At 53.7% G+C, this 17,063-nt stretch carries 13 protein-coding genes; all 13 read left to right on the top strand.

Annotation, left to right across the window (positions count from 1 at the left end):
- Positions 1-181: 181 nt before the first annotated feature.
- The 13 genes from ACWWFX_RS19315 to ccmB all read left to right on the top strand — a co-directional run bounded on the left by ACWWFX_RS19315 (position 182) and on the right by ccmB (position 17,060).
- The gene (locus ACWWFX_RS19315) at positions 182-1,849 is read left to right on the top strand and encodes a propanediol/glycerol family dehydratase large subunit (protein WP_276220336.1); all 1,668 of its coding nucleotides are present in this window, start codon (positions 182-184) and stop codon (positions 1,847-1,849) included.
- A gap of 13 nt (positions 1,850-1,862) precedes the next feature.
- Positions 1,863-2,453: a propanediol/glycerol family dehydratase medium subunit gene (locus ACWWFX_RS19310; RefSeq protein WP_049273373.1), complete on the top strand. Its 591-nt coding sequence runs from the start codon at positions 1,863-1,865 to the stop codon at positions 2,451-2,453.
- The gene (locus ACWWFX_RS19305; protein ID WP_456145211.1) at positions 2,450-2,881 is read left to right on the top strand and encodes a diol dehydratase small subunit; all 432 of its coding nucleotides are present in this window, start codon (positions 2,450-2,452) and stop codon (positions 2,879-2,881) included. The genes ACWWFX_RS19310 and ACWWFX_RS19305 overlap by 4 nt, the downstream gene beginning before the upstream one ends.
- 12 nt (positions 2,882-2,893) lie before the next feature.
- Positions 2,894-4,741: a diol dehydratase reactivase subunit alpha gene (locus tag ACWWFX_RS19300; protein ID WP_473224511.1), complete on the top strand. Its 1,848-nt coding sequence runs from the start codon at positions 2,894-2,896 to the stop codon at positions 4,739-4,741.
- 426 nt (positions 4,742-5,167) lie between these two features.
- Positions 5,168-8,398 (top strand): peroxidase family protein, encoded by a 3,231-nt coding sequence (locus ACWWFX_RS19295; protein ID WP_473224510.1) that lies wholly within the window; start codon positions 5,168-5,170, stop codon positions 8,396-8,398.
- A gap of 289 nt (positions 8,399-8,687) precedes the next feature.
- Positions 8,688-9,665, top strand: coding sequence for a DUF1852 domain-containing protein (locus ACWWFX_RS19290; protein WP_276220333.1), 978 nt, complete (start codon positions 8,688-8,690; stop codon positions 9,663-9,665).
- A gap of 27 nt (positions 9,666-9,692) precedes the next feature.
- Positions 9,693-10,724, top strand: a complete 1,032-nt coding sequence (locus ACWWFX_RS19285) for a methionine synthase (RefSeq protein WP_473224509.1) — start codon at positions 9,693-9,695, stop codon at positions 10,722-10,724.
- A gap of 558 nt (positions 10,725-11,282) precedes the next feature.
- Positions 11,283-11,696 carry a DoxX family protein gene (locus ACWWFX_RS19280; protein WP_015965035.1) on the top strand — a complete coding sequence of 138 codons (414 nt, stop codon included), beginning with the start codon at positions 11,283-11,285 and terminating at the stop codon, positions 11,694-11,696.
- A gap of 181 nt (positions 11,697-11,877) precedes the next feature.
- On the top strand, positions 11,878-12,615 hold the full coding sequence (locus ACWWFX_RS19275; RefSeq protein ID WP_276220331.1) for a gluconate 2-dehydrogenase subunit 3 family protein: 738 nt from the start codon (positions 11,878-11,880) through the stop codon (positions 12,613-12,615).
- Between the two features lie 2 nt (positions 12,616-12,617).
- Positions 12,618-14,402, top strand: a complete 1,785-nt coding sequence (locus ACWWFX_RS19270; protein WP_276220330.1) for a GMC family oxidoreductase — start codon at positions 12,618-12,620, stop codon at positions 14,400-14,402.
- 11 nt (positions 14,403-14,413) lie between these two features.
- Entirely contained in the window at positions 14,414-15,742 is a 1,329-nt protein-coding gene (locus ACWWFX_RS19265) for a c-type cytochrome (RefSeq protein ID WP_276220329.1), read from the top strand.
- A 41-nt stretch (positions 15,743-15,783) separates the two neighbouring features.
- The gene (gene ccmA, locus ACWWFX_RS19260) at positions 15,784-16,407 is read left to right on the top strand and encodes a cytochrome c biogenesis heme-transporting ATPase CcmA (protein WP_276220328.1); all 624 of its coding nucleotides are present in this window, start codon (positions 15,784-15,786) and stop codon (positions 16,405-16,407) included.
- Positions 16,404-17,060, top strand: coding sequence for a heme exporter protein CcmB (gene ccmB, locus ACWWFX_RS19255; protein WP_231827785.1), 657 nt, complete (start codon positions 16,404-16,406; stop codon positions 17,058-17,060). The genes ccmA and ccmB overlap by 4 nt, the downstream gene beginning before the upstream one ends.
- The last annotated feature ends 3 nt before the right edge of the window (positions 17,061-17,063 follow it).

The following is a 17,063-nucleotide window of genomic DNA, read 5'->3' as shown; positions in this document are numbered from 1 at the left end:
ACATTTATTTGTGAGGCTGTTTTAATGCGTTCCACTGTGAAACGGATTAACGAAAAGATGTCCCAAAATGAAACCGAATTTATTTAATTTTTTTATTGCGCTGCGCCCTTTAAGTTGCCGGTAATTCTCACCCGGAGAGCACTACCGGGCACAATTTTTTAATCTTATGAGCCAGAGCAAAATGAGACGATCAAAACGATTCGAAGTCCTCGAAAAGCGGCCAGTTAACCAGGATGGCCTGATTGGTGAATGGCCTGAAGAAGGGCTGATTGCAATGGGTAGCCCCTGGGACCCGCCATCTTCCGTGAAAGTCGAAAACGGGCGCATTGTTGAACTGGACGGCAAAGCCCGGGCCGATTTCGACATGATTGATCGGTTTATCGCCGATTACGCCATCAACATTGAACAGACAGAACGCGCAATGGCCCTGGATGCGTTGACGATTTCACGCATGCTGGTGGATATCAACGTGGGGCGGGCAGAAATCATTAACATCACCACCGCCATTACCCCGGCGAAAGCGGTGGAAGTGATGGCCCACATGAACGTGGTGGAAATGATGATGGCGTTGCAGAAAATGCGCGCGCGGCGTACGCCTTCCAATCAGTGCCATGTGACCAACCTGAAAGACAACCCGGTGCAAATTGCAGCGGATGCCGCCGAAGCGGGGATCCGCGGATTCTCCGAACAGGAGACCACCGTCGGCATTGCCCGCTATGCGCCGTTTAATGCCCTGGCGTTGCTGGTGGGCTCGCAATCTGGCCGCCCTGGCGTATTAACCCAGTGCTCAGTGGAAGAAGCCACCGAACTGGAGTTAGGGATGCGCGGGTTTACCAGCTATGCGGAGACGGTCTCCGTGTACGGTACTGAAGCGGTGTTCACCGATGGCGATGACACACCGTGGTCGAAAGCCTTTCTGGCGTCTGCCTACGCGTCTCGCGGGCTGAAAATGCGCTACACGTCTGGCACAGGCTCGGAAGCGCTGATGGGATATTCCGAAAGCAAATCGATGCTTTACCTGGAGTCGCGCTGCATCTTTATCACCAAAGGTGCCGGGGTGCAGGGGCTGCAAAATGGCGCGGTAAGCTGCATTGGCATGACCGGGGCGGTGCCTTCTGGTATTCGTGCGGTGCTGGCGGAAAACCTGATTGCCTCCATGCTCGACCTGGAAGTGGCCTCCGCCAATGACCAGACGTTCTCCCACTCTGATATTCGCCGCACGGCACGCACGCTGATGCAGATGCTGCCGGGGACGGACTTTATCTTCTCAGGCTATAGCGCCGTACCGAACTACGACAACATGTTTGCCGGGTCGAATTTCGACGCGGAAGACTTTGATGATTACAACATTCTGCAACGTGACCTGATGGTCGATGGCGGTCTGCGTCCGGTATCGGAAGAAGAGACCATCGCCATCCGCAATAAAGCGGCCCGCGCGGTACAGGCCGTATTCCGTGAACTGGGGCTGCCTGCGGTGACCGATGAAGAAGTGACGGCGGCGACCTATGCGCACGGCAGTAAAGACATGCCGCCGCGTAATGTGGTGGACGATCTGAGTGCGGTGGAAGAGATGATGAAGCGCAATATCACCGGGCTGGATATTGTTAAGGCCCTGAGCGTTAACGGATTTGATGATGTGGCCGACAATATTCTCAATATGCTGCGCCAGCGTGTGACCGGGGATTATCTGCAAACCTCCGCGATCCTCGACCGTGATTTTGACGTGGTCAGCGCCGTAAATGATGTCAACGATTACCAGGGGCCGGGTACGGGCTACCGAATCTCCCCGGAACGCTGGGAAGAGATCAAAAACATTGCCACGGTTATCCAGCCTGACAGCATCGAGTAAGGGGAACTGCATCATGGAAACGAAAAAGAAAAAGAGCCCGGTTTTTACCCTGACGCTGGTTGAAAACGGCGTTGCCGGTGCGGGTGAACGTGCCGATGAAGTCGTCATTGGCGTTGGCCCGGCATTTGATAAATTTCAGCATCAAACCCTCATTGATATGCCGCATAAAGCAATTATCAAAGAGCTGGTGGCGGGCGTTGAGGAAGAGGGGCTGCATGCCAGAGTGGTCAGGATCCTGCGCACCTCGGATGTCTCTTTTATGTCCTGGGATGCGGCAAATCTCAGCGGCTCGGGGATTGGAATCGGTATCCAGTCTAAAGGGACAACGGTTATCCACCAACGCGATCTGTTGCCGCTCAGTAACCTGGAGCTGTTCTCTCAGGCTCCGCTGTTAACGCTCGAAACCTATCGTCAGATTGGCAAAAACGCCGCGCGCTATGCCCGTAAAGAATCGCCCTCGCCGGTGCCGGTGGTGAATGACCAGATGGTGCGTCCGAAATTTATGGCGAAGGCGGCGTTGTTCCACATCAAAGAGACAAAACATGTGGTGCCGGATGCCAAACCCGTTGCGCTGAATATTGAAATTATCCGGGAGGAAAAATGACCACCAAAACCACAATGACGGCCGCAGATTACCCGCTGGCAACCCGCTGCCCGGAGCGTATTCAGACGCCGACCGGAAAACCGCTTACCGATATCACGCTTGAAAATGTTCTCGCCGGAAAGGTGGGTCCGCAGGATGTGCGTATCTCACGGGAAACTCTGGAGTATCAGGCGCAAATCGCAGAACAGATGCAGCGCCATGCTATCGCCCGCAACCTGCGTCGCGCCGGGGAGTTAATTGCCATTCCTGATAGCCGGATCCTCGAAATCTATAATGCGCTGCGCCCCTATCGTTCTTCCACCGAGGAGCTGCTGGCGATTGCCGATGAACTGGAAAACCAGTATCAGGCGACGATTAACGCCGCGTTTATTCGCGAATCGGCAGAAGTCTATCGCCAGCGCGATAAGCTGCGCAAAAAAGAAGCATAAGGGCGAGCTGATATGGCATTGATTGCGGGGATTGATATTGGCAACGCCACGACAGAAGTCGCCCTGGCCGAGTCCACCAGTCAGGGGCTGCGGTTTCTTACCAGCGGAATTGTGCCGACGACCGGAACGAAAGGGACACGGGACAACATCAGCGGGGTGATTGGCTCCCTCACGCAGGCGCTGGATAAAGCCGGGCGCAGTCAGCAGGATGTGGCGCTCATTTGCCTGAATGAGGCCGCGCCGGTCATTGGCGATGTGGCGATGGAGACCATTACCGAAACCATTATCACCGAATCGACGATGATTGGTCATAACCCCCAGACGCCGGGCGGTGAGGGACTGGGCGTTGGGACCACGATCCGTCTGGAAAATCTGGACGCGCTGACGCCCGAAGAATACAGCAGCGGATGGATACCGCTGGTGGACCATCAGGTCGATTTTATGGATGCCGCCTGGCAACTGAATGAGGCGCTCACGCGGGGCATCAACGTGGTGGCGGTGATCCTCCAGCAGGATGACGGCGTGCTGATCAATAATCGCCTGCAGCGTACCTTGCCGATTGTTGACGAAGTGACGCTTATCGACCAGGTACCCGAAGGCGTGCTGGCGGCGGTAGAAGTGGCGGCGACCGGGCAGGTGATTTCGCTGTTGTCTAATCCCTATGGCATCGCCACCTGGTTTGCGCTCACCCCGGAAGAGACACGGATGATTGTGCCCGTGGCGAGAGCGCTTATCGGCAACCGTTCGGCGGTGGTGCTGAAAACGCCGAAAGGCGATGTGAAATCGCGGGTGATCCCGGCGGGGCATATCACCGTGCGTGGGGAAAAACGTACCGTCCAGGCGGATGTGGCACGTGGAGCCGAGTCGATTATGCGCGCGGTCGCCGGGTGTGCCCCAATTTGCGATATTCGCGGTGAACCCGGCACCCACGCTGGCGGGATGCTGGAACGGGTGCGCCAGGTGATGGCTTCCCTGAGCGGTCACGGTGCTCATGAGGTCTTTATTCAGGATTTACTTGCCGTGGACACATTCATTCCCTGCAAGGTTCAGGGCGGGCTGGCGGATGAGTTCTCGATGGAAAATGCCGTGGGCATTGCGGCTATGGTGAAATCTGACCGACTGCAAATGGAGGTCATTGCGCGCGAACTCAGCCAACGTTTAAACACCCGTGTGGAAGTGGGCGGCGTGGAGGCCAATATGGCGATTGCCGGGGCGCTCACCACACCGGGGAGCGACACACCGCTGGCTATCCTGGATTTAGGCGCGGGTTCTACGGATGCCGCCACCATCAATAGAGCAGGGCAGATAAAATCGGTGCATCTGGCGGGGGCGGGTAATATGGTCAGCCTGCTTATCAAAACCGAGCTTGGATTAAGCGATTTGACGCTGGCGGAGGAGATTAAGAAATACCCGCTCGCCAAAGTTGAAAGCCTGTTCAGTATTCGCCATGAAAATGGGGCGGTGGAGTTTTTCCGCGAACCGCTCAGCCCGGCCGTGTTCGCTAAAGTGGTGTATATCAAAAACGGCACCCTGATCCCGATTGATAATCACACTTCGCTGGAAAAAATCCGTCTGGTGCGCCGACAGGCAAAAGAAAAAGTTTTTGTGACCAACTGCTTGCGGGCTCTGCGGCAGGTCTCGCCGGGGGGCGAAATCCGTGACATGGCCTTTGTGGTGCTGGTAGGCGGGTCATCGCTGGACTTCGAAATCCCGCAAATGATCACCGATGCGTTATCCCATTATGGTGTGGTCGCCGGGCAGGGCAACATTCGCGGAACGGAAGGCCCGCGTAATGCGGTGGCAACCGGACTCGTGTATCGCTGCGATACAGATAATGACCGGGTTTGCGATGACAGATAAATATAAGTTAGTCGCGGTATGTTAATGAAACGGTACTAATAACGTATTATTTTCAGGGTTTACTTATAAACTTTTATATTATTGATTTTATCGTGACGCTATTAATAATTAATTTTCTCTTTATGCTGAGTTTAATAATTGACGGTTATTATCTTTTTGGCTTTATTCAATGTGAGGGAAGCGCGCGTCTGAAGCCTGCTATTATGTTAGCAGACTAAGTCATCGCGATTTTCCGGTGGGGGCTGAGCATATATCCATCTTATGGTCGTTTTTTGAAGTGAAGGGGGAATCGAGAACGTTTGCCCCCGGGGTACGGAGCTGCTCTGTCTACTCGTTCAGTTAGCTATTCCAGGCGCGTAATTCGAGTGCCTCGTACCGGCTTCGCCTTTTCGTGCCTGTTCATAGTCATTATTGAGAGAAATGAAAATGAACGATGTAAAAAAGCCTGACCTGAAATATATACTCAAGCAAATCCCTGCAACACAAACGGATGACGATGGTGGCAACCTGAATATGTTATCCAACCGTCTGATGCCGTTCGGTATACCTGCGTTCGATGTCAGCTTTAGCTACCTGGTCACAGGGCAAGTCAAGTTTGCTACCGTCGATCTCTCCTTCCTGCGCGTTTTTGATTCCTCGTTTCAGGGGGGATTCGCAGGGAGTAAGTCGGTTATCGATCCGCCGTCAGGAACGAGCAATAACAAGACCGCCAGTATCTTACCCGCAGCTGATGTGAACAACGTTACCGATCCCATTCTCTTAGCCAGCAAGAAAGCGTCGTCGGATGACGATGATAAAGACAATGATGATGATGATGATGTCGGCGGCGACGGCGCTTTCCCGCTCAACGCCAGTGACATCGCCAACCTGAAGAATCTTGTCAACGGGCTTGAAGGCGGTGAAGACAACGATGCGCTCGGGATCCGCGACCTCGAAGGCACCGGCAATAACCGTGCTCATCTTGACTATGGTTCCGCCGATCAACCGTTCATACGGCTCACCGAGGCGCACTACGGTGCTTACAATGAGATGACGCACAACCGCGACATCAACCCTCTGTTCTCCGGGCTGGATCCGCGTGCCATCAGTAATATCCTTGGCGCACAGGAAGCCAACCTTTCAGGCAACGCCGCCGGGGTGAACAGCTTGTTCACGGCCTTCGGTCAGTACTTCGATCACGGTCTCGATTTTCTCGGTAAGGGAGGTAATGGAACGATCCAGATTGGCGCTCCGGGCTCGTTTCCAAACCCCGCAGACCTGACTCGCGGCACCGTTGACAGTATTGATGCCAATGGTATTCCGCAGCATCTCAATAAAACATCGCCATTCGCTGACCAGAACCAAACGTATGGCTCGAACGAACTTGTCGGCCAGTTCCTGCGTGAAGGCGACGGACTGGGCGGGTTTTCGGGCAAGCTGCTGGAGGGCGGAGTGGATCCCTCCAATCCGGATTTCACGCTGCTGCCTACGCTCAGAGAACTGATCCTGCATCACTGGAACAACAACACGCAGTTCACCGACAACTCACTGCCGGGCGACCACAGCGTGACCTTCCAGGAGTACTTCGCTGGGCTTGTTGACAGCAATGGCGTCATCAACCAAGCGATGCTCCCTGCCATGACCTCTAATTTCATGGGAAGTGGCTTTGCGCTGCTGCTCGACACCAACCCCTTTATTAACCTGCTCGACCACTACGTGGCGGGTGATGGACGGGCGAACGAGAATATTGCACTCACCGCTATTCATAACATCTGGGAGCGGAATCACAACTTCCATGTCAACGGGTTGCTCGACGCCGGGTTTGAAGGAACCGCTGAAGAGCTTTTCCAGGCAGCCAAGATAATCAACGAGGCTGAATATCAGCGCGTGATTTACACCGACTTTGCCGACAAGTTGCTGGGTGGGATGAGAGGTACGGGCGATCACGGCTTCGCCGGGTACAATCCGGAGGTTGATGCACGCGTCTCGCACGAGTTCGCGACGGCCGCTTACCGGTTTGGTCATTCGCTGATAGGGCAGACGCTAACGGTGCTTGACGCTCAGGGCAATGCAACGCAGGTCCCGCTGTTCGACGCATTCCTCAACCCGACCAACGATACGAGTGCGTTCACCTTCCCTAAAGCGCAATTACCCTACTCTCCACAGCCGGGCTATGAGCAACTGGGCGCTGCCGGGATCATTGCCGGTGGGGTTGTCCAGCAGGCGGAAGAAGTTGACGTCAATATCGTCGATGCTGTGCGAAACGACCTCGTTCGTATGAGTGCTGACGTGTTTGCCTTCGACGTCGCCCGCGAGTGGGACGTCGGTCTGGGGTCGATGAACCAGATCCGGGCCGACCTGATGGCCTCTCAGGATCCGTATGTGAAGGAGGCGGTCAGCTTTGCCGGCTCCCTCACACCTTACAGTTCGTGGGAGGATTTCCAGGCGCGGAACAATCTCAGCGACACCATCATTGGGCAATTCCGGCAGGCTTATCCCGACCTCGTGCTGGAGGAGTCTCAGATTGCAGGCTTCCTGGCGGCGAACCCTGGCTATAAATTTGTTAACGGAAACACGGTCAAAGGCATCGACAGAGTTGATCTGTTCGTTGGCGGGCTCGCCGAGAAGCACATCAATGGCGGCGTGGTTGGCCAGACTTTCTGGGCCATCATCCACGAGCAACTTGACCGAATTCAGGAAGGTGATCGACTGTATTATCTCGACCGCGTGGAGCATCTGGATCTCTACGAGGCCATCGAGGAGCAAGGCTTTGCCGGGATTGTGGCACGCAATACGGGCCTGACTAATCTTCCTGAGAATATCTTCGGGACCAGTCAGCTCGATAATCCGCCGGTTGTTGTCGGTCACAACCTCGTCCTCAACGGTGGAAATGGCATTGATGTTCTCAATGGTGGGCTCGGCGATGATATCCTCAATGGCGGTGGCGGCAACGACACGCTCAACGGCGGGGCTGGTAACGACACACTCAACGGCGGCGCTGGCGCTGATGTGATGAAGGGTGGTCTCGGAAATGACACTTATATCGTTGATAAAAATGGTGATATTGTCACGGAGGATCGTAATAGCGGGACGGATGTTGTCCAGACTACCCTCCAAAATTACACCTTAACCAATAACGTTGAGACTCTGGTATTCAGTGGGACTGGCGCTTTCACCGGCAGAGGGAATGCCCTTGCCAATACCCTCACCGGTGGCAGCGGTAATGACGTTTTATATGGAATGGAAGGCAACGACACCCTCAATGGTGGGGCAGGAAATGACACCCTGGAGGGAGGAGACGGTGCCGATATTCTCAAGGGCGGGGCTGGTAACGACAACCTAACAGGCGGTGCGGGTAACGATAGACTCGAGGGTGGCCAGGGCGCTGATATCATGACCGGTGGTGCCGGAGATGACACCTTTGTCTTTAGCAAAGGCTTTGGCCGAGACCGTATTACCAGCGGTTTCGATAGTAATCCCAGCGGTGGACAGGACCACCTCGATTTGAGCTTATTAGGCATTGGTGTGGTGAATTTTGCCAGCAGCGTCATTATTGCCGGGGGAGCGGGTAACAGCACCGTTATTACCCTCGGCAATCCGATTGATGGCAATGTTATTACTTTAGAAAATGTAAACGTGAAAAGCGTTGATGTTAATGATTTTATTCTGATCGGATAAAGGAAGGTCTCCTGGGCCTGGCCAAATACACAACCCCGGACAAGAAATTGTCCGGGGTTGTGCTTCTCGACACTCTTCAATGCTTACGTCCTGCATTGACCCAAACGCCAACATGAACATCGCTCATGTTGCATTGAAATTAACTCGCTTTCTCTCCCCCGGCGGCTCTGTCATTAATATCACCATAACTTACTGACAACATGAGTGCCGCAGCGCCAACAAGCCGGTTACATCTGGTTGGCGAAGCTGATGCGCGGTTTCATGTCTGAACCCAGGGTGCCAGAAGACGATGAATAATGAATTTACTTTTACCATCAAGCGCAGTCGTTTTGATGAGAATTATAACCCTTCAGAAAACACGCGTATTACCACTAACTTTGCGAATCTGGCGCGTGGGGAAAATCGTCAGCAGAACTTACGCAACACCTTAAAGATGATCGATAACCGATTTAACTCGCTGGCCTATTGGGATAACCCGAAAGGCAATCGTTATTCGGTCGAGCTGGAAATTATCTCCGTAGACATGAGCATCAAAGGCCAGAGCGGCGTCTTCCCGGTGATCGAAATATTACAAACCGCGATTCTCGACAAGAAGGTGGGTGAACGTATCAACGGTATTGTGGGGAATAATTTCTCATCCTACGTGCGTGATTATGACTTCAGCGTATTGCTGTTAGAGCATAATAAAAACACCACCCAATTCAGTATTCCGGGGAATTTCGGTGAGCTGCACGGGAATATCTTCAGGCATTTTATCCACTCCCATGTTTACAGCGATAACTTCAAAAAATCGCCGGTTATCTGTCTTAGCGTGTCGAGCAAAGACACCTATCAACAAACCGGGAATCAACATCCAGTGCTCGGCTATGAATACCAGCAGGAAGGCACCTCGTTAACGGAGAAATACTTCAATAAGATGGGGTTACAGGTACGCTATTTTATGCCGAAAGGCAGCGTGGCACCGCTCGCCTTTTATTTCACCGGCGATTTACTGAGCGATTATACCGATCTTGAATTGATCGGCACGATTAGCACGATGGAGACATTCCAGAAGATCTATCGTCCGGAAATTTATAACGCGAATTCACCTGCCGGGTTGCACTATCAACCGGATCTCAATCATGACGATCACTCGTTAACGAAAATTGTCTATGACCGCGAAGAACGCAGCCAGCTGGCGATTGAACAAGGGAAGTTCACTGAGCAACACTTTATTAAACCCTACCAGCATATTCTTGAGCAATGGTCCGCTCACTACGCGCTTTGATTAATTGAAAAGATAAGGTCACCTGTTATGAAAACATTGCTCCCAACCTCGACTGCTGGCAGTTTACCGAAACCGTTATGGCTTGCTCAACCTGAGACGCTCTGGTCGCCGTGGAAATTGCAAAATGAGGAATTAGTTGCAGGCAAGCAAGATGCTTTACGTTTATCACTGGACGATCAATTACGTGCGGGTATTGATATTGTCAGTGATGGTGAGCAAACGCGTCAGCATTTTGTGACCACGTTTATTGAGCACCTCAGCGGCGTGGATTTTGAAAAACGCGAAGTCGTTAAAATTCGTAATCGCTATGACGCCAGTGTTCCCACTGTTGTCGGCGCCGTTGAACGTCAAAAACCGGTGTTTGTCGATGATGCACGCTATCTGCGCCAGCTTACGAAACAACCCATTAAATGGGCGCTGCCTGGGCCGATGACTATGATCGACACGCTGTATGACGCGCATTATAAAAGCCGTGAGAAGCTGGCCTGGGAATTTGCCAAAATCCTCAATCAGGAAGCCAAAGAGTTAGAAGCGGCGGGCGTCGATATTATCCAGTTTGATGAACCAGCCTTTAACGTGTTTTTTGATGAAGTGAATGACTGGGGCATCGCCGCGCTGGAAAGGGCCGTTGAAGGGCTGAAATGCGAAACGGCGGTGCACATCTGCTACGGATACGGCATCAAAGCCAACACCGACTGGAAAAAGACGCTGGGATCTGAGTGGCGGCAATACGAAGAAGCGTTCCCGAAACTGCAACAATCGACTATCGATATCATCTCGCTGGAATGCCACAACTCGCGCGTACCGATGGATTTGCTGGAGCTGATTCGCGGTAAAAAAGTGATGGTCGGCGCTATCGATGTGGCGACCTCTGCCATTGAGACGGCGGAAGAGGTTGCCAGTACCCTACGCAAAGCGCTTCAGTTTGTTGATGCAGATAAGCTGTATCCTTCGACTAACTGTGGAATGGCGCCTTTGGCCCGTCAGGTGGCGGCAGGTAAACTCAATGCGTTGAGCGCAGGTGCGGAAATTATTCGACGAGAGTTACTGGCGAAATAGTGTTATCGCTTTCGATGCTAAAGATGTAATGCGGTCATGCTGAAATAACCGAATGCGGTATTTTGGCCTCGCGACTTAATCAAGATGAGTGCTAAGATGACAGGCTTAGCACTCAACGCAATTACCTGCAATTTACAAATAGTAATGAATTAATTGTTATTAATAGCCAATACCTTTGCTGTTATCCCTTCAACGTTTCCCCGTTCCACTTCGTTTTATCCGTATAGCGTGATAATGATAAATAGGTGAAACTTTTTAGCTATGTTATCAATGGCGAAAAAAATACGCCCTCCGTAAAGGCAAATTTCTAAATAGCACTTTTTGCATGTTGAAACGTTAAGGCAATCCGGGGTTCGTCAACTAAACTGAGACACTGAGTATCCTGATTTGATGTTGTAAGGTTATTCTGAAGGAATAGAATGCGCATGTAAAAAGTAGTGTTATCTCATCGCCGATATCGCTTTTTACAGGGAATGGCCTTCAGATGCATCTGGAACGCCATCACTCAATGTCGTAAAAGAGTGTTTTGTAATTTATTGTTTCATCTAGGGAAATATCATGCAGTACTTATCGCTGGACAAATATAAAAATGGTTTCTTGTTGGTTGCCCGTATTTTACTCGCAATCCTGTTTGTGTTATTTGGCTGGCAGAAAATGATGGGGTTTGAAGGCACTGTGGGCTATATGGCGTCAGTTGGCGCACCGCTGCCGCAGCTTTCCGCGATTATTGCTGTTATTGTTGAGCTGGTGTTCGGCTTACTGATTGTTGCCGGTTATTTCACCCGCCCGCTGGCGTTGCTTCTGGCAGTCTATACCGTGGCAACGGCAATTATCGGCCACCCTTACTGGAGCATGACCGGAATGGACCAGTACATGGCAATGACCAATTTCTTTAAAAACGTCAGTATCTGCGGTGGGTTCTTGCTGCTGGCTTTCACCGGCCCGGGTAGCTATTCACTCGATCGCAAATAACACTTAGCATTAATGGTCTATCATTGATGCAATAATAATACCTACAGGCCCATGAGAGGCTGAAAGGTTAATGACTCATATTGCCATTCGAACGATCTTGTTGGAATGGTAATATTCTTTTATTGGCTAGGTATTTTCTTATTCGGTAGCGTGTGCAAATTAATTGAAGGGATGTGTGACAATGTCGAGCGAGAAAACGAACAGTTCGAGACGTGACTTTCTGGTCAAGTCGATGACGTTAATTCCTGCGGTAGTGGTGGGCGGCAGCAGTGTTGGTGCCCTGGGGATGGTTGAAAACGCCGTCGCCGCAGAAAGTAAGCCTCACTCAGCGCCCGATCAGGGTGAGTGGACACCACGGTTTTTTAACAGTGATGAGTGGGCGTTTGTAAAAGCCGCTGTCGCGCGGCTTATTCCTGCGGATGAGCGGGGCCCTGGCGCGCTGGAAGCAGGCGTACCTGAGTTCATCGATCGTCAGATGAATACGCCATATGCCACCGGCTCCATCTGGTACATGCAGGGGCCATTTAACCCGGATGTGCCGAAAGAGATGGGTTATCAACTTCCGCTGGTACCAAAGCAAATCTATAACCTGGGCATTGTCGAAGCGAATGACTGGTGTCGCCAGCAGTATGGCAAACCGTTTGCTGAACTGGATAGTGCAAAGCAGGATGCCGCCCTGAGCCAATTTGAATCGGGCGCTGCCAGCTTTAAACAGCTTCCCGCCTCTCTGTTCTTCTCCTACTTACTCCAGAACACCCGCGAAGGATTCTTCAGCGACCCGATTCATGGCGGTAACAAAGGCATGGTGGGCTGGACGCTGATTAATTTTCCAGGCGCACGCGCCGACTTTATGGACTGGGTTGAACGGGGCGAGCGTTACCCCTTCCCGCCGGTATCAATTAATGGGGAGAGGGCATAACGATGGCTACAGTAATGAAAAAAACCGACGCGGTGATCGTCGGATTCGGTTGGGTTGGCGCGATTATGGCAAAAGAACTGACCGAAGCCGGGCTGAATGTGGTGGCGCTGGAGCGCGGTCCGATGCGCGATACGTGGCCGGATGGCGCATATCCGCAGGTTATTGATGAACTGACCTACAACATTCGCCGCAAGCTGTTCCAGGATCTCTCAAAAAGCACCGTCACGATTCGTCACAACACCAGCCAGACCGCCGTGCCTTATCGCCAGCTTGCCGCATTTCTGCCAGGCACCGGCGTGGGTGGCGCAGGGCTACACTGGTCAGGTGTTCACTTCCGTGCAGACCCGATCGAATTACGCATGCGCAGCCACTATGAAGAGCGCTACGGTAAGAATTTCATTCCGCAGGACATGATCATTCAGGATTTCGGCGTCACCTACGACGAGCTTGAACCCTTCTTCGACAAAGCCGAAAAAGTCTTCGGGACATCGGGAACGGCGTGGACGGTGAAAGGCAAAGTGGTCGGCAAAGATCGCGGCGGCAACCCGTTTGCGCCGGATCGTTCAGACGATTTCCCGCTGCCAGCCCAGAAAAATACCTGGTCTGCACAGTTGTTCGAAAAAGCCGGGCGTGAAGTGGGCTACCACCCGTACAACCTGCCGTCGGCGAATACTTCAGATTCTTACACTAACCCCTACGGCGCGCAGATGGGGCCGTGCAACTTCTGCGGATTCTGTAGCGGTTATGCCTGCTACATGTATTCCAAAGCCTCGCCAAACGTGAACATTTTGCCTGCGCTGCGGATGGAAAAACGCTTTGAACTGCGGACCAACTCGAACGTACTTAAAGTCAATCTGACCGATGATAAAACCCGCGCGACGGGCGTGACCTATGTCGATGCGCAGGGGCGTGAAGTTGAGCAGCCTGCCGATCTGGTGATCGTGGGTGCGTTCCAGTTCCACAACGTCCACCTGATGCTGCTGTCGGGTATTGGCAAGCCTTATAACCCTGAAACCGGGGAAGGCGTGGTAGGGCGTAACTTCGCTTACCAGAACATGACGACGATTAAAGCGATCTTTGATAAAGACACTTACACCAACCCGTTTATCGGGGCTGGTGGTAACGGCGTCGGTATCGATGACTTCAACGCCGATAACTTTGATCACAGTGAAGTCGGGTTTGTTGGCGGCTCACCGTTCTGGGTAAACCAGGCCGGTACCAAACCGATTTCCGGCCTGCCTGTGCCTCCGGGAACCCCGGCATGGGGAAGCAAATGGAAAGCGGCGGTAGCTGATACCTATACGCACCATTTGTCGATGGATGCCCACGGTGCACACCAGTCCTATCGTCAGAACTATCTTGACCTCGATCCTAATTACAAAAACATCTACGGCCAGCCGCTGCTGCGTATGACGTTTGACTGGCAGGAAAACGACATCAAGATGGCGCAGTTCATGTTCGACAAGATGGCGCCTATCGCCAAAGCGATGAACCCGAAATATATGCTCGGTAGCCCGAAAAATGCCAACAGCCATTTCGATACGACCAGCTATCAGACCACCCACATGAACGGCGGGGCGGTGATGGGTGAAGACCCGAAAACCAGCGCGGTGAACCGCTATCTGCAAAGCTGGGATGTGCACAATGTGTTCGTCATTGGCGCATCGGCCTTCCCGCAGGGGCTGGGTTATAACCCGACAGGGACGGTTGCCGCGCTGGCGTATTGGTCAGCAAAAGCGATCCGTGAACAGTATCTGAGAAATCCAGGCCCACTGGTACAGGCATAAGGAAGGCAACGATGAAAATTCAACTGTTATCGGCGCTGGTGCTGGGCGCGCTGAGCTTCGCAAGCTTCGCGCAGGATGCGTCAACCGACAGCAATCTCATTCGTCAGGGGGAATACCTGGCGCGGGCGGGCGACTGTGTGGCTTGCCATACCAACGGTAAAGACGGGAAACCGTTCGCCGGCGGTCTGCCGATGGAAACACCGATCGGCACCATTTATTCGACCAACATTACGCCGGACAAAAAGAACGGCATCGGCGATTACACCTTCGAAGAGTTTGACGATGCGGTTCGCAAAGGGGTCCGCAAAGATGGCTCAACGCTGTATCCGGCGATGCCATTCCCGTCGTTTGCCCGCGTGAGCGAAGCGGATATGCGCGCGATGTACGCCTACTTTATGCATGGCGTGGAACCGCAGGCCGAGCCAAATCGCGACTCCGATATCCCGTGGCCGCTCTCCATGCGCTGGCCGCTCTCCATCTGGCGTCTGATGTTTGCGCCAACGCCGAAAGACTTCGTCATCAATCCAAACGCCGATCCGGTGCTGGAACGTGGTCGTTATCTGGTTGAAGGGCTGGGGCACTGTGGCGCATGCCATACGCCGCGTAGCCTGACCATGCAGGAAAAAGCCCTGAGCGAAAAAGACGGCGATAACTATCTTTCCGGCAGCAACAGCCCGATTGATGGTTGGGTAGCGTCCAGCCTGCGCGGTGAAAATCGCGATGGACTGGGCACCTGGAGCGAAGCGGAACTGGCGGAATTCCTGAAAACCGGGCGTAACGACAAATCCGTGGTCTTCGGCGGCATGAGCGATGTGGTTGAACACAGCCTGCAATATCTCTCTGACGATGACATTACGGCGATTTCCCGCTACCTCAAATCGCTGCCGCCGCGCGACGGCAAGCAAACGCCTGCGCCTGTTGAAGACAGCGTGGCGAAAGATTTGTGGAAAGGGAACGACAGCAAGCCTGGTGCGTCGCTGTATGTGGATAACTGCGCAGCCTGTCACCGTACCGATGGCGTAGGCTACAAACGTGCATTCCCGTCGCTGAAAGGCAACCCGGTGGTGCAGACGGAAGATGCCACTTCGCTGATTCACATCATCCTCACCGGTAGCACGACGCCGGCGGTGAAAGGAGCGGTTTCCAACCTGACCATGCCATCATTCGGCTGGCGTCTGGACGATCAACAGGTAGCGGACGTGACCAACTTTATCCGCACCAGTTGGGGCAACAACGCGCTTCCGGTCAGTGCATCGGATGTGGCGAAGGTGCGCAAATCGCTTTCTCACGATGAAAAAGCGATGGGCAACGCCGATATCTCCAAACTACCAACGCCGTAATGGACAAACGGGGAGCCTCGCTCCCCGTTAAAGGGTTTTTCATGCTGCACGCAAATCAACTGACCTGCGTCTACGAGGAACGGGTGCTATTTGAGTCGCTGTCTTTCACGGTAGAGTCCGGGGAAGTGGTGCAAATAGCGGGCGCGAACGGCTCAGGTAAAACCTCTCTGCTACGCCTGTTAGCCGGACTGACTCAGCCCGAAAACGGTGATGTGTTCTGGGGCGGTGAACGGCTTTCGCGCGCGCGTGACACGTTTCATCAACAGCTGTTGTGGATTGGGCACAAACCGGGCGTCAAAACCTCGCTCACTGCCGAAGAGAATCTGCGCCTCTTTTATCCGCGCTCGACGCTTGCGGCGCGGGAAACGGCGCTGGCGGCGATAGGACTGGCAGGATTCGAAGACTTGCCGCTGTTTCAGCTCTCGGCCGGGCAGCAACGACGCAGCGCGCTGGCACGGCTGTGGTTAAGCGATGCCGCGTTATGGATCCTCGATGAACCGCTGGCGGCACTTGATGTGTCAGCGATTGAGATACTGACCCGTCGGCTGGAAAAACACGTGCACAGGGGCGGCAGCGTGGTGCTGACCACCCATCAGCCGCTGCGTTCGCTCAACTGCCCGTTACGCGTCTTAACGTTATCCGGCGGGGAGGCGTACGTTTCATGATCCGCACGATTTTTCTCTGCGAGCTGCGCCTGGCCTGGCGGCGAGGCGCGGACATCCTTAACCCGCTGTGGTTTTTCCTGATTGTCATCACGCTCTTTCCCTTTAGCGTTGGGCCGGAAAGCGCCCTGCTGGCGCAAATCGCGCCGGGCGTTATTTGGGTCGCGGCGTTGCTGGCCGCGCTGCTGGTGATGGACCGCTTATTTCGCGATGACCTGCTGGATGGTTCGCTGGAGCAGCAACTCTTGCTGCCGACGCCGCTCCCGGGCGTGGTGATGGCGAAAGTGCTGGCGCACTGGATGATGACCGGGCTGCCGCTGCTGCTGGTTTCACCGCTGGCGGCGCTGCTGCTGGGTATGAACGCACACAGCGCAGGCGTGCTGTTTCTGACGTTACTGCTGGGTACGCCCACGCTGAGTTTTATTGGTTCGGTCGGCGCGGCGCTCACGGTGGGTTTGAAACGCGGTGGCGTTCTGCTCAGTTTACTGGTGCTGCCGCTCTCTGTTCCGATGCTGATTTTTGCTTCCGCCGCCTGCGAAGCGGCCGCTGCGGGTCTACCCGTTGATGGCTATCTCGCGGTGCTGGGCGCTTTTCTGGCGGGGAGCGCGACGCTATGTCCGTTCGCCACCGCTGCCGCATTGCGGCTTTCCGTTTAACGG

The organism is Pseudocitrobacter sp. 2023LY-00077, from assembly GCF_055796175.1.
This window is presented reverse-complemented; position numbering and strand designations above follow the sequence as displayed.

Bases quoted from the DNA above. Each gene is read 5' to 3' on its own strand.
- ACWWFX_RS19275 (WP_276220331.1), top strand. From the start codon at position 11,878: ATGTCGAGCGAGAAAACGAACAGTTCGAGACGTGACTTTCTGGTCAAG.
- ACWWFX_RS19310 (WP_049273373.1), top strand. From the start codon at position 1,863: ATGGAAACGAAAAAGAAAAAGAGCCCGGTTTTTACCCTGACGCTGGTT.
- ACWWFX_RS19290 (WP_276220333.1), top strand. From the start codon at position 8,688: ATGAATAATGAATTTACTTTTACCATCAAGCGCAGTCGTTTTGATGAG.
- ccmB (WP_231827785.1), top strand. From the start codon at position 16,404: ATGATCCGCACGATTTTTCTCTGCGAGCTGCGCCTGGCCTGGCGGCGA.
- ACWWFX_RS19270 (WP_276220330.1), top strand. From the start codon at position 12,618: ATGGCTACAGTAATGAAAAAAACCGACGCGGTGATCGTCGGATTCGGT.
- ACWWFX_RS19295 (WP_473224510.1), top strand. From the start codon at position 5,168: ATGAACGATGTAAAAAAGCCTGACCTGAAATATATACTCAAGCAAATC.
- ACWWFX_RS19305 (WP_456145211.1), top strand. From the start codon at position 2,450: ATGACCACCAAAACCACAATGACGGCCGCAGATTACCCGCTGGCAACC.
- ACWWFX_RS19315 (WP_276220336.1), top strand. From the start codon at position 182: ATGAGACGATCAAAACGATTCGAAGTCCTCGAAAAGCGGCCAGTTAAC.
- ACWWFX_RS19285 (WP_473224509.1), top strand. From the start codon at position 9,693: ATGAAAACATTGCTCCCAACCTCGACTGCTGGCAGTTTACCGAAACCG.
- ACWWFX_RS19280 (WP_015965035.1), top strand. From the start codon at position 11,283: ATGCAGTACTTATCGCTGGACAAATATAAAAATGGTTTCTTGTTGGTT.
- ACWWFX_RS19265 (WP_276220329.1), top strand. From the start codon at position 14,414: ATGAAAATTCAACTGTTATCGGCGCTGGTGCTGGGCGCGCTGAGCTTC.
- ccmA (WP_276220328.1), top strand. From the start codon at position 15,784: ATGCTGCACGCAAATCAACTGACCTGCGTCTACGAGGAACGGGTGCTA.
- ACWWFX_RS19300 (WP_473224511.1), top strand. From the start codon at position 2,894: ATGGCATTGATTGCGGGGATTGATATTGGCAACGCCACGACAGAAGTC.